13 protein-coding genes and 1 pseudogene are annotated in these 12331 nt (G+C 53.1%); 5 read left to right on the top strand and 9 right to left on the bottom strand.

Going from position 1 to position 12331, the window contains the following annotated elements:
- Positions 1-310: 310 nt before the first annotated feature.
- The 9 genes from BM275_RS21215 to BM275_RS21175 form a co-directional block, all read right to left on the bottom strand.
- A complete protein-coding gene (locus tag BM275_RS21215) occupies positions 311-1873 on the bottom strand; it encodes an anti-phage dCTP deaminase (protein ID WP_090523435.1) in 1563 nt (520 codons plus the stop codon).
- A 217-nt stretch (positions 1874-2090) separates the two neighbouring features.
- Positions 2091-5057: a type I restriction endonuclease subunit R gene (locus tag BM275_RS21210; protein ID WP_090523432.1), complete on the bottom strand. Its 2967-nt coding sequence runs from the start codon at positions 5055-5057 to the stop codon at positions 2091-2093.
- Between the two features lie 8 nt (positions 5058-5065).
- Positions 5066-5878, bottom strand: coding sequence for a hypothetical protein (locus BM275_RS21205; protein WP_139229599.1), 813 nt, complete (start codon positions 5876-5878; stop codon positions 5066-5068).
- Positions 5871-6059 carry a hypothetical protein gene (locus BM275_RS21200; protein ID WP_090523426.1) on the bottom strand — a complete coding sequence of 63 codons (189 nt, stop codon included), beginning with the start codon at positions 6057-6059 and terminating at the stop codon, positions 5871-5873. The genes BM275_RS21205 and BM275_RS21200 overlap by 8 nt, the downstream gene beginning before the upstream one ends.
- A 10-nt stretch (positions 6060-6069) precedes the next feature.
- The gene (locus BM275_RS21195; protein WP_090523423.1) at positions 6070-7308 is read right to left on the bottom strand and encodes a restriction endonuclease subunit S; all 1239 of its coding nucleotides are present in this window, start codon (positions 7306-7308) and stop codon (positions 6070-6072) included.
- Entirely contained in the window at positions 7305-7535 is a 231-nt protein-coding gene (locus tag BM275_RS21190; RefSeq protein WP_090523420.1) for a hypothetical protein, read from the bottom strand. Before BM275_RS21190 ends, BM275_RS21195 begins: the two co-directional genes overlap by 4 nt.
- Positions 7532-9886 carry a type I restriction-modification system subunit M gene (locus BM275_RS21185; protein ID WP_090523418.1) on the bottom strand — a complete coding sequence of 785 codons (2355 nt, stop codon included), beginning with the start codon at positions 9884-9886 and terminating at the stop codon, positions 7532-7534. Before BM275_RS21185 ends, BM275_RS21190 begins: the two co-directional genes overlap by 4 nt.
- 73 nt (positions 9887-9959) lie before the next feature.
- Positions 9960-10139 (bottom strand): hypothetical protein, encoded by a 180-nt coding sequence (locus BM275_RS21180; RefSeq protein ID WP_090523415.1) that lies wholly within the window; start codon positions 10137-10139, stop codon positions 9960-9962.
- 88 nt (positions 10140-10227) lie between these two features.
- Positions 10228-10680, bottom strand: coding sequence for a DUF6088 family protein (locus BM275_RS21175; protein WP_244153897.1), 453 nt, complete (start codon positions 10678-10680; stop codon positions 10228-10230).
- Between the two features lie 44 nt (positions 10681-10724).
- Here BM275_RS21175 and BM275_RS21170 point away from each other — a divergent pair, with 44 nt between their 5' ends.
- The 5 genes and pseudogenes from BM275_RS21170 to BM275_RS21150 all read left to right on the top strand — a co-directional run.
- Entirely contained in the window at positions 10725-10928 is a 204-nt protein-coding gene (locus BM275_RS21170) for a hypothetical protein (RefSeq protein ID WP_069900675.1), read from the top strand.
- A gap of 2 nt (positions 10929-10930) precedes the next feature.
- Complete coding sequence (locus BM275_RS21165) at positions 10931-11587, top strand: N-acetyltransferase (protein WP_313286490.1); 657 nt, start codon at positions 10931-10933, stop codon at positions 11585-11587.
- Between the two features lie 36 nt (positions 11588-11623).
- Positions 11624-11806: a hypothetical protein gene (locus BM275_RS21160; RefSeq protein WP_069900676.1), complete on the top strand. Its 183-nt coding sequence runs from the start codon at positions 11624-11626 to the stop codon at positions 11804-11806.
- Positions 11807-11884: 78 nt separating this feature from the next.
- Positions 11885-12007, top strand: coding sequence for a hypothetical protein (locus BM275_RS22565; RefSeq protein ID WP_256547032.1), 123 nt, complete (start codon positions 11885-11887; stop codon positions 12005-12007).
- A gap of 101 nt (positions 12008-12108) precedes the next feature.
- Positions 12109-12331: pseudogene (locus tag BM275_RS21150) on the top strand (IS21 family transposase); the annotation flags it as partial.

Raw genomic sequence — 12331 nt, 5'->3', positions numbered from 1 at the left:
CTGCGTCTAACGTAGAAGCCCGGATGTGCCGGGTTCTAAAAACGGCTCATTTAAATAGTTGTGTGCGTTGGAGGATTCGAGCAAGAAGGGTAGCTTCAACGGAAGATCTCTTCTTCGTCGGAAATGCAATCACCTTCCTAGGCCCTAGGGGTAGAACAGCCAAGGACTCGATGGCGCTCGGCAGAGAAGCTCGGGGTTGCTCTCTAAGCTCAACGAAATCAAAGCAAAAAGCCAGCTGCCTCTCGCACTCAGCGACACGAGCCTCTTCTAGTTTTTTCACGTGGACGCCTCCCTTGCAATCTGCTGCCGGTCAAATGCCGCGCGAGTTTAGTGCTTCCACGACAAGCGCTTCAAGAGTCGGAAGCGCCTCCATCGTGATCGAGGCGACGGGATGCGCGTCACGGCTATGCATCTTTCCGTTTTCATCCTTACGCCCGCCAGGATGTGCCGAGAAAAACCTCAAAAAGCGAGACGGGGCCACACCGTCGAACGGCATCACCCTAACCTTATCAGTGTCGCTTTCGTTCTCAGTTATAGCATCCTCGTGGAGCTTGGTAGCCAAACTTTTGCGGTAAGGCTCCAGGAAATAGACCTCTCGCACACCGGCCGCCACCAAGTGCCGCGCACAGGAGTGGCAAGGGTACGTCGTGACGAACAGCTTACCGTCGCGAATTCTGCCACCATCAGTTGCCCCAGCGTTGAGCAGCGCATGCATTTCGGCATGGACGGCTCGTGAGAACTCGATGAGGCTTTTGAGCTGGGATTTCTTTCGAATGACGGTGAAGGCGGCCTCCTTCTTATCTTCAGCAATGAGGCCCTCTTTGACCAAGAGATCCACAATCACGCCGGAGATGATCTTTTTCTCTTGATCATTGGAGCAAAGCCCGCCATTCAGGTTCCAGCATCGACGATCCTCATCCGGTGAGCTTCCATACACCTCGGTCTGGTACAGGCCACCAAACGCTTTCGGCACATCGTTCCACCCCGTCGCAAGAATTTCCCCTTCCGCACTGGTGATGGCAGCCCCAACCTGACGCGATAGACATGCCGAATTACGAGCAGCAGAGAAGGCAGCGTACATGGCTCGCTCGTTTAAAGTTGGCGTCGCGATGGCCGTCCCCAGCATCAGGTCAAGAAAACGCTTTACACGCCCTTTTCGGTGAGTGTCCGTGGTTTTCTCGACTCGCAGGAAAAAGTCGGCCTGGGGAAACGTGTCCTCGACTCGCTGACCGTAATCCACTTCCTCCCCGGAGTCACGGTCAATAAGCGCATGCACTTGATCCTCCGCCCCCTTTATTCGCTCTAGGCGCGCAACCCTGAGCTCGATGGGTGAATAAACCCCTACAACGTGCAGCATGTCCCCATAAACAGAGCGCAGCAAACGGAGCTCATCGATGTGCTTGACCGAGTCAATGATGTGACAGTAGCGCGGAGTGACCTTTGGGACCACAGCCCCCTCTGGCGGATCAAAAAGATCCCGATCATGACGATCCTCGGCCTGCTTCTGAGCGGCTTCACGTGCAAGAGTGATTTCTCGGATGGCGAAGCGGGCCAGAATTTCATTGCCATACTGATGCCGCAACTCATTCCCTGCTTCAATCAGCTTAAGGATTGATCGTCCTTCCGGAAGCTCTGAATGCTTTCGGATTTCATCACTCAACTTGATGATCCTGACTTCGTGGTAACCGTAATCAGCGCCAGTAAGGAGTGACTGAAAGGTTTCCGCAACCTCATGCAGTGGCGTCCCCATCGGTCCGCATAACGCAATGACGATCTCTGGCGTAATCGTTCTACGGATTGCTCCGACATCATCGAAGTGCGTGCTGTCATCGGTGTTAGCCGAAGGAACAAGCCTGAAATCTGGAGCGGCCATAACGGTCCCTGTCAGTGCGTGATAACTGAAGCCTGATAGTCGCACAATGATATTGCGCCTAACAGAGCCTGTCGCTAACCATTGGCGGGGGGAGACATGACACCCCGCACGCTCACCTCAATACGAATGCGCTATGTTTGGAAACCGTAAACGGCAGTCGAGGCTAGCTCCCTAGCCAGCTTTTTCAACCGTAATTTGGCTGCTGCTCTGACCGAAATTACATGCTCCCCATACCCAGTTGAGAGCCGATGTCCTTCGACGAGAGCATCCTGAAAATGCTCGCATCAAATGCCCGCTTGAAATCCGGGTCAGACGCATAGCGTTTATAGAGGTCGAGCTCCCGCCTCCGCTCGACGCTGATAGCCTGTTGGATCAGGCGCTCTAGCGCCAACTGACGGTTCTGACTGTCAGGGTTGTCCTCGACCTGAACCTTGTAGTCAACGTGGTTCATCACATGCTTGGCAATATTGATGAACTTCACCCGTTGCTCTTCCGGAGTGGCCTCCCAGCCCGCGAAGTGGCGTTCATTGAAGGAACGTACAATCTCATCGAGCGGGTCTTTGTCGCCGTCACCGAAGTGACCACCACGAATATTCGAGTTCTGGGGCTCCAGTTCGGTTTCCGAAGCATCCAGGCCGATCTTGACCTCAAGGCGTGAGCGCTCCAGACCATAGGTGGATAGATCAACGCTGTTCAGCAGCTCATCCAGCTTGTCTTGATCAGGGTCCTTCACCTTCAGCTTAGGAATTAGGAACTTCAGGAACCAGTGCAGCATTTCCCAGTTCACATTGTTGAATGGGATGATGGCCGCCACCTGGGCATATATCTTCACGAACTGCTTGGCCTTGATCTTGAAGTCGATGCGCTGCTCATCGTCTAGATCAGACTCGAATCGAGCGACCACCACATCGATGATCGGATGGAGCTCTTCTGCTTCAGCACTGGCGAAGAATTTGTCATTAAACAGCGTCACTTCTGACCAGTCGTAGATACCGAAGTCATCCAACACATCTTTCAGGTCGTGCAAGACGTTGACGTCAGTAGGCTCGCTCAGCGTTGTGGCCGTGTAGAAGTCATCAAATGCATTCTTGATGTCGTCCACTGAGTTGTAGAAGTCGAGCACAAAGGTGTCTGTCTTACCCAGCTTCCAGTTACACCTATTCAGACGTGACAGAGCCTGCACTGCAAGCACGCCCTGCAGCTTCTTATCCACGTACATGGTGTGCAGCATCGGTTCGTCGAAACCAGTCAAATACTTGTTGGCGACAACCAGTATCTTATAGTCGTCCTTCTCGAACGCCTCCGGCAAGTCGCGAGCCGCAATGCCGTTGAGTCCGTCCTCGGTGTACTTGATACCGTCAACGGTTTTCTCGCCCGAAAAGGCAACTAGTGCTTTGAAGGGCGCGTTGGCTTCCTGCAAGGCGGTGCGGATGGCAAAAAAGTAGCGGATTGCGCATTCGATGTTACGCGTAACCACCATCGCCTTCGCCTTGCCCTTGAGCTTCTTGGCCTGCCAGACGTTGCTCATGAAGTGATCGACCATGATCCTGGCTTTCACCTCAATGGTTCGTGGGCTGGCCTCGACGAAGGCCTTGAGCTTTTTCTGCGCTTTGGCGGTGTCGAACAGAGGGTTCTCTTCTACAGACTTCTGGACCTCGTAATAACTCTTGTAGGTCGTGTACTTCTCCAGCACGTCGAGGATGAATTTTTCCTCGATGGCCTGTTTCATGGAGTAAAGATGGAAGGGGTAGAACTTCCCATCAGGGCCTTGCCGCCCGAACTTTTCCAGCGTGGCTGGTTTCGGGGTAGCAGTGAAGGCGAAGTAGCTGGCGTTTTTACTCATCTTACGGCCCTTCATGGCTGCAAGAATCTTGTCCTGGAGGTCTTCCGGAACTTCCTCATCCTCTGCCCCCAGCGTCGTGTTCAGCTTGTCAGAAGCGCTGCCGGACTGCGAAGAATGGGCCTCGTCAATGATGACGGCGAAGTTGCGGTTGGTCAGATCATCTATCCCATCCACGATAAACGGGAATTTCTGCACAGTGGTGATGATGATCTTCTTGCCCAACTCCAAATGCGCCTGCAACTCGGCTGCGCTCTCGGCATGGGCAACTATGTTCTTGGTCTCGGAGAAGAGCTTGATGTTGTCCTTGAGCTGGGTATCCAGCACCCGGCGATCAGTTACGACGACCACAGAGTCGAAGACGTTACTGGTGCCTGCATTGTCGTACAGTTCCACCAACTGGTAAGCCAACCAGGTGATCGAATTGGACTTGCCTGATCCTGCCGAATGCTGGATCAGGTAGGTTTGGCCAACCCCGTAGCGCTTGGCGTCAGCAAGGACGCCACGCACCACGTCAAGTTGGTGATAGCGAGGGAAGAACAGCGCCTTGCGCTCCTTGCCGCTCTTCTTGTCCTTCTCGACGGTGAACTTGGCGAACTGTTCGATGATGTTGGTCAGGCTATGTCGAGGGAGAATGTCTTCCCAGAGATAGGCTGTTTTGTGTCCTGTCGGGTTGACCGGGTTGCCACGCCCATTATTGAAGCCCTTGTTAAAGGGCAGGAAATTGCTGTCATTGCCGGCCAGTTGGGCACACATGTAGGCCTCATCTGGGTCCACCGCGAAATGAACCAGACAGCGGCCAAACTCGAACAGAGGCTCACGCGGATCGCGGTCAGTGCGGTACTGCTTGATGGCGTTGTGGACGTTCTGACCAGTCCAAGGGTTCTTCAGCTCCAGCGTGGCAATCGCCAAACCGTTGACGAAGAGCACCATGTCCACTGACTTGAATGTATCGGACTCGCTGTAATGCACTTGCCGGGTAACACTGAAGATATTGGCCGAAAAGTTGGCAACGACTTCCGGGTTCAAGTCGTTATAGGGCAACCGATAGAGCAAGTCGAAGTGTGCATCGTCTATGTCCAAGCCCTTTTTCAAGACAGCCAGCACGCTGTCCTTCTTGATCTTCTTGCTCAGTCGCTCCAGCAGCAGGCGCTGCCAGTTCGGACGATCCTTTAGCTTCGTCAGCTCTTTGGACTGGGTGGTTTCGAGGAACTGCCAGAAGAGCTTCCCGTCGATGGCAAACTCTCTGTCGAAGTCAGCCGGACTGCCAACGCGGTAACCGTCCTTGGCCAAGGTGAGCTCGATATGCGTTTCGAGTGCTGCTTCGTTAGTTTGGCTGACCATAACTCCTCCTATCGGAACGACATCCCGGGACCAGACCCTTGGTCATTCCGCTGGTCAATTTCTTCCGAGTTATCTAGCTCACTCCACCAAGCTGCGAGCAGCCTATTAATAGTTACAGCCAGATGAGCTGACTTCTTACTCTCAGCCAAATACTCACCATTGATAACGCGCTGTATCACATACAACACAGCCTCCTTACTGAGGCATGCCAACCTGCATGTATTGTGATCGTATATAAGCAAAAGTGCCTTTGTCGTAAGCTTCTCAACCCCTGAATTCATGATGTTTTCTTCGGCATCCACGAAACTAGCCAAAGCCACAGCCAACCCATCGTGCTCAGTCGGCATATTAATCAGGTGATCGACCGCAGCCTTGAGATTATACTCAGGGTAAGTGATCGCTTTCTTATTAATCTGGAGTCTTGGTTCTATCGCAGTCATAAATCTCAATTGCTGCGCCGCCCCCTTGGGCAAACGGCTGAACTCATCTACGTTATAGCTGTAGAACACTGGCACACCACGACCCCGAAGCTCAATCAGGCCACTATTCTGATCCGAGTTGAGGTCATTTAAACTTCCACCATGATTAAACTTTACCTCCAGAATCAAGGCAGAAATATTCCCTAACGCCGCCACGATGTCGCCGCAATATTTATCCAAATCCTTGAAATTCTGATCCGTGGAAGGCGGGGTATGGCTGACATAGCCAATACCCAGACCAGACACATACTTTTCAAGAGAATTATCTATTTGCTTTACCAGCAAAGCTTCATTCTTTTTCAGATATTCAACTTGATCAATAGACTCTAAAAGGCTAGTCACTCTGCACGTCCCTGTCTGTCAACAGGCTGTATTCTTGATCATCTTTATTAATCGTTGCCGTCAGCTGAGATGATCCTTCAGTCACGCCTTTTTCTTGGCCTATGCGTATTCGATTAATTTCCAGAAAGAGTACATCGCCGATGTACGTTTCGAGCGCTGCTTCGTTGGTTTGGCTGACCATGTTTCTCCCTTTACACCCGTATTTTTCCAGTTACCACACTTTCCACTAGCGACGAACGGAGTTCTAACAGTTTCTCAATTTCGGAGCGTACTGACGTGGTCAGAGCGTCTATCTGCGAGACCTGTCTCTTTGTTTCTCGCTCGATCTCGTCTTGTTCCTCGCGTGGAGGAAAGCCAAGTTCCATGTCGAAAAACATATGCGAATAAAGCCGTAGTCGAGAGGAATGCAGTCCGGTTGAGCGCTTGTTGTATTCAGCAACATACTGCGTTGAACGCAGCAAATTCTCCAAATACCAACCGTTGAAACTACCTTCTTTCAGTTGCCGGTAGACTCCATAGGACGGACTAACGATTCCAGCTCGGTCAGATACGCCCAAGGCCCCCATCCAAGCCCACATGATGTTGAAGACCAAGTCATTCGGCCGGCAGAGCTTCGAGCCTGAGTAGTCCTCAGCCATGAACATGTAAATGTTTGTCTTTTCAGAGCGAGGTGTTACTCCGGTTATGTGAGAGACAGACAGCAACTCCTCTTCCCCACTAACAGAGCGCTCGTCGATTTCCCGGAAAAGGTATTTTGCCCGCTTTACCTGCCAATGCGAGGGAATCTTCCCGATCCATTCGATTCCACTCTCATGTTGCTGGACATCAAGGTTCAAGCCCTGCCTGACGGCCTTATTGATCAGGATTGTCTTCTGTTCGTCGAGCAACTCGATCAGCTGTGCCTTCTTCGCAATCGTGACATCTATTTCGGAGCTTTTCTGGTCGAGGAAGGCGACGATGCGATCTTGAGTAGGGCGAGGAGGCACAGGAAAGACTAAGTTGTTCCAAGTAGACATATTGAAGCTCTCAATGATGTCTCCGTAACCACTCAAGTGCTGACATGAATTTGAGAGTGCATACCATACAAATTTTCGATTGTATGATTCTGGTAAGTGCACTCGCTGCACCACGTTGCTGTAAATCGCCCCGTCGGGAGGAAGATGAACATATGGAGTGCCGTTGCGTGTAAGAAGTAAGTCGTTAGATCTTGTCCGCCTTCGGTCATCAAATTTCGAGTACCCCGACTGCATCGGAGTTTTTTGGCACGTAAAGAGAAGTTCGTTGCCAAAATGCCAATGTGATTTGTCGATGACTTCACCGGCATTACTTTTGGTGTAAGCGTATCGAAATTTTTTAATTTCCCAATCTGCGGGAATATTGCCCATCCAGTACACACCGCTAGGCTTATAGCTTTCATAGCGTTGCATCATTCCACCTCCCTCAAGCGATCAACCGACCACAGGCGTTCAGCGATGCCCTTGTAGAGGCTTAATCGTTCGTCGAAGTTGGCCTTCTTGAACTCCGTGAAGGCCTTGGACGGTAGATCGGCTTTCTCCTTCAGCTTGAGGAAGCCGGGGTTGAGGAAGTACCACATGCAGTACTTGGTGTCGCTCAGAAGCTCGCTTACGCTGCGCGTCTTGGCATGAATTTCCTTCACTTTTTGGCCCCTGATACAAAGCTCACCAACTGCTTGATCAGACCATCGGTCTCAGCCTCCAGCGCAAGAATTTCTGCTGTAACCTCTTCCAGGCTGCGCAGCGGTTTGTGCTGGTAGAAATACTTGTTGAAGCTGATCTCATAGCCAATCACAGTCTTGTCGATGGCGATCCAAGCTTCATCCACATGCGGGCGTACTTCACGGATGAAATAGTCGTGAATCACGCCGGACGCGGCCAAACTGCTATCAAGCGCCAGTGGCACATTCTCGGTATCCCGCAGTTCGCTGTCCGGCTCGTACTCAATGTACTCGCCCTTGTCGTTGGGCCAGTAGCCGTAATCGGCGAGCTTATCCTGCGTCGTGCGCAGTTCGGCCAACAACTCTGCGAGCTTGGCAGCGTTGAGCTTGAGGATCTTCTTAACGACCTTCTCGGCGCGCTCGTCGCGCCAGCTGACCGCGTTGAGGATTTGCTTGCGGGCAGGTGCGGGCAGCTTGAGACCCAGCTGTTTGAGGGTTTCATCAACGATGCACTCAAAGCGGTTGAAGTCGAGAAACTCCCCGGAGCCGATCTTCTCTGCAAGCCGTTGAGCGGCATGCATGATTTCCCGCTGCTCTCGCCATGTGCTCTCTGAAAGGAGGGCTTTCCGGTTTTTTGGAGAGAGCGCAATTTCTTCGTGCTCTAGATGGATCTCGATTGCCTCGGTATGCGACTTCAGGTCGGTGTAAACCTCTTCGCCGTACTTGCCGTAGATCCACTCCATGATGCCCTGCATACCCGGCGTAAAGCGCAGGGTAGCGATGCGCTCAGTGGTGAACTGCGCAGCCAGTCGTAGAGGGCGCTCCACCGTAACCTTGTAGTAGCCGAAATCGCGGTTATTGAAGACTTGGGAAATACCACCGTTCAGCATCTCCAGGTAAAGATGGGTGATCTGGTGGATATGCTCGTCTGTAAACTCGCAGTTCTTCTCGCCAAGGTTCTTGCGCAGTTTCTGGTAGAGGTTGCTGCCGTCGATCAGCTGTACCTTGCCCCTGCGCGGAGCTGCCTTGTTGTTAGATAGCACCCAGACGTAGGTCGTAATACCGGTGTTGTAGAACAGGTTGTTCGGTAACTGGATGATGGCTTCGAGGTAGTCGTTCTCGATGATGTAACGGCGGATATTGCTTTCGCCACCGCCAGCGTCACCAGTGAACAGCGCCGACCCATTGTGAACAGAAGCAAGGCGCGACCCCATGGGGCTGTCGGTCGAGCGCTTCATCTTGTCGACCATTTCCATCAGAAACAGCAGCTGGCCATCCGAGGACCTTGGGATTGCGGGAAGCCACTGGGCTTTCTCTCCCTTGTAATCGGTCAGAAATGCCAGAAACCTGTGATCGATTACCTCTTTTCCCTCGACAATGCTTTTCTGATCGCTTTTCCAACTCTTGCCATAAGGTGGGTTCGACAACATGAAGTCGAAGCGCTTACCTGAGAAATCATTGGTCGCCAGTGTGGAACCAAACTTGATGTTCTCCGGGTCGTTACCCTTGATCATCATGTCGGATTTGCAGATAGCAAAAGTCTCCGGGTTTACTTCCTTGCCGTAGAGAAAAACGCCTACCTTAGCCTGGACCTCGCCTTCAGGATCGGTGATGAAGTCCTGTGATTCAGTCAACATGCCGCCGCTGCCGCAGGCTGGGTCATAGATGGTCAGGGGGTTAGGCAGCTGATCCTTGACCGGGATGAAGACCAGATTGGTCATAAGTTTGATCACTTCACGAGGCGTGAAGTGCTCACCAGCCTCTTCGTTGTTTTCCTCGTTGAACTTGCGGATCAGCTCCTCAAAGACATAGCCCATGCCTAGGTTGGAGAGCCCCGGCTGGGTACGTCCGTCCGGGCCTTTGCGGTCGTTGGGGCTAAGGTTGATCTCCTCGGAAACGAACTTTTCGATCACGTCGTGCAGGACATCAGACTGCACCATCTTGCGGATCTGGTTGCGCAGATCGAACTTCTCGACGATCTCCTTCACATTGTCAGAAAAACCATCGAGGTAGTTCTTCAGATTGGCTTCGAGCTGAGAGTGGTTGCCAAGCAGCGATTTCAGCGTGAAGCGCGATGTGTTATAGAACACATAACCCGATGCCTCTCGCAGTCCATGTGGGTCGAGGTCAGCCATTTCCGCGTCTTCACGCTGGAAGCGAACCTCTTCGAGTACAGCTCCCTTTGTGGGTTCAAGCAGGCAATCCAGCCGACGCAGGACGAACATAGGGAGAATGACATCGCGGTACTTTCCGCGTACGAAAACGTCCCTGAGGCAGTCGTCAGCGATTGACCAGATGAAGCTGACGATTTTGTTGTGTACTGAGTGATCCATTCTTTTCTGTTCTTTGCTGGGCAACAGCCCGTATCTATCCAATGCCCGCTGACAACGGGCGCGTATTTCATGTCTATTGTGGCTTTTCCTGCGCAGAATCAGCCTTAAGGCCATGCTCATACGCATAGTTCAGAATCAGCACCTCCATCATTGAGGCGACAGAGCGATGTTCCTTTTCGGCAGCCATTCGCAGCAGCTGCTTGATGTCTGCCGAGGTGCGAATGGTCAGCGTTTCATCTTTTGGGCGCTTCATGAGGCAGTCCAGTAAGGTTGCACTGCGAATGTACTGCGTTTCACAGACACAAAACAGCTTGGCATGAGATGAATTCTGGGAGCCTTGGCTAGCGTCCCGAAGACACTGCCAGTGATGCTTCTTCAGCGAAAGGAGCCAATGCCGCCCGCATCCATTTAGGCATTCTGCAGGCAAGCAGCGTGGTCAATTCGTCCGGGCTCAGGGTATCGGCTATTTTGGAAAGCGCGTGGGGACACGCCCCACCTTTACCGAGGTAGTAAAGCGCGGTGAGCGCCAGGCCTACCTTGTTCCCGGCATGCTGCAAGCGTTCACTGGAAACATGTTTGAGACGAACCACAGCATTGCCGGCCTTGATTTCTCGGGTTCTGCCGCTGGTGTAGTAGACCGGCACCACCTGCATCTGCGTGCTGAGACCCAACCGGCGTACGGCCTCAGCTCCATGTATCTGAATCGTCTCCCCATTCGCCTTGGCGAGAGTATTCATGATGGTAATCGGGCTCGGTCTTACCCAGCCGACGTAGGTACTCAGCTTTGGTCGCATATAAAGGGGCACCCGCTGAATTCGGAAAAAATCGAACGCTAAGCATGACAAAAGACGAGTTGCGCGCAGAGCTTGAGCGCCAGAAGCAGAGGTATGAAACGGTTTACGGCGGCGAAGTCGTGACCTATGCGGCGCAGCCTGATCCCGATCGTAAGCCCTGGCTGAAGCGCCTGAGCTTGCTCGATGAAGCGTTCCAGGAAGAGGTCAGAAAGGAAGAGCGCCGGCAGGCGACATTGCATCAGGACTGATCATGCGCGACACTGCGTGGCAACAACTAACCCTCGTGACCGGTGTGGCTCGACCATCTGGTTTGAGGGGGAAAAGCCGGCCTAGCGCCGGTTTTTTTCGTTTATGGATCCAGGCAAATCGTCTCGACATGAAGTCTCATAAAAACGACATCCGTTATCAGGCCTACCGATCGCAGGCTAGGAATCTGGCCGCTGAGCTTCTGTCTGGCCAGCCTGATCTGTTGCGCGAAGGCATCGATCCCCTGCAGGTGCGATTTGAGCCGATCACAGATGAGGCGATCGAAGCTTGCCACCTCTGGGGCGAAGAAGCAGAGCTGTTCCCCTGGGAGAATGTCCCCTCCTGGAAAGCAACGGATCGCAGGGGGTTCGATCTGTCGCTATGGTACGGGCCTGAACTTTGCGGGCTCTGCTACGCAACGCCGAGGCAAAGCAGCATCTGTATCAAGATCATCTTGCTCGAAGGCAAGCCTGATCGCTCGCATCCGCTGAAAGGCGAAGTCGCCTCCCTCGCGCTGTTGGCCATCGACTACTACGCCCGGATGATCAAATGCACCGAGATCGAGGTCCAAGATCCTGAACCGCGGGCAGTTCCCTGGTATCAAGAGCTCGGATTCGACTACACGGAGGATGGCCGGCTTGTCATCCAGGTCAATGCCTAATACGATGAACCCCAACCTATTGACACTGAGGTGTCTATGACTGCCACCAAGCGCCAAACCAAACCGCTAATCACACTCGATGCTGTTGCTCACTTCGAGGCTGAAGCGCGCCGCCTGGCTGGCCGTGTTTCCGAAAATCAGCTCCGCTTCCTCAAGGTGGCTAAGGCCAAGGGTAAGGAAATGGAGCCTGTCGGCCGGATGGCCGGCGCTCGCGCCTAAAGCGTAAGGTTCACAAGAAGCCGCCCACGGGCGGCTTTTTTGCGTCTAGCGCGGGGCGGAAATCGAATGGAGGCTGCAATGACTGAACCAATTCACGACTACGACCCTGCGCAAGCCCTGGAAGGCCGGGAGGCGATCGCCGTGTTCTTCGCTGACGCCCTGGAAACGGAGACGCCGCTGTTGCTGCTGACCGAAAACTGACCCAGTAGAGGCTGTTCTGCCGACTGAAAACTGACCCAGGTGTTCAACTGCTTCTGCTCAATTTTTGAGCAGGAGAACACAGGGTGATCAGTATGGAAATGATGGGCAAAATTCGCCGGATGTATTTCCGCGACAAGCTGTCGCTGCATGAGATAGCCAAGCGCACCGGGTTGGCGCGCAACACGATTCGCAAGTGGGTCAGAGCACCTGAGGCCAAGCCGCCGGTCTACCAACGCCGCGCGATCTTCAACAAACTCAGCCCTTTTCACGCCACGCTGGAGCAGGCGCTAAAAGCCGATTCGCTGCGGCCCAAGCAACAGCGGC

Origin of the sequence: Stutzerimonas kunmingensis (genome assembly GCF_900114065.1) — a bacterium.
Taxonomy (GTDB): domain Bacteria; phylum Pseudomonadota; class Gammaproteobacteria; order Pseudomonadales; family Pseudomonadaceae; genus Stutzerimonas; species Stutzerimonas kunmingensis.
Note: the sequence above shows the minus strand (reverse complement) of the source record. Positions and strands in the feature narration are given on the sequence as shown.

Excerpts from the sequence above, each read along its gene's own strand:
- BM275_RS21185 (WP_090523418.1), bottom strand. The coding sequence starts at position 9,886 with ATGGATCACTCAGTACACAACAAAATCGTCAGCTTCATCTGGTCAATC.
- BM275_RS21180 (WP_090523415.1), bottom strand. The coding sequence starts at position 10,139 with ATGAAGCGCCCAAAAGATGAAACGCTGACCATTCGCACCTCGGCAGAC.
- BM275_RS21175 (WP_244153897.1), bottom strand. The coding sequence starts at position 10,680 with ATGCGACCAAAGCTGAGTACCTACGTCGGCTGGGTAAGACCGAGCCCG.
- BM275_RS21160 (WP_069900676.1), top strand. The coding sequence starts at position 11,624 with ATGACTGCCACCAAGCGCCAAACCAAACCGCTAATCACACTCGATGCT.
- BM275_RS21200 (WP_090523426.1), bottom strand. The coding sequence starts at position 6,059 with ATGGTCAGCCAAACCAACGAAGCAGCGCTCGAAACGTACATCGGCGAT.
- BM275_RS21195 (WP_090523423.1), bottom strand. The coding sequence starts at position 7,308 with ATGATGCAACGCTATGAAAGCTATAAGCCTAGCGGTGTGTACTGGATG.
- BM275_RS21165 (WP_313286490.1), top strand. The coding sequence starts at position 10,931 with ATGCGCGACACTGCGTGGCAACAACTAACCCTCGTGACCGGTGTGGCT.
- BM275_RS21215 (WP_090523435.1), bottom strand. The coding sequence starts at position 1,873 with ATGGCCGCTCCAGATTTCAGGCTTGTTCCTTCGGCTAACACCGATGAC.
- BM275_RS21170 (WP_069900675.1), top strand. The coding sequence starts at position 10,725 with ATGACAAAAGACGAGTTGCGCGCAGAGCTTGAGCGCCAGAAGCAGAGG.
- BM275_RS21210 (WP_090523432.1), bottom strand. The coding sequence starts at position 5,057 with ATGGTCAGCCAAACTAACGAAGCAGCACTCGAAACGCATATCGAGCTC.
- BM275_RS22565 (WP_256547032.1), top strand. The coding sequence starts at position 11,885 with ATGACTGAACCAATTCACGACTACGACCCTGCGCAAGCCCTGGAAGGC.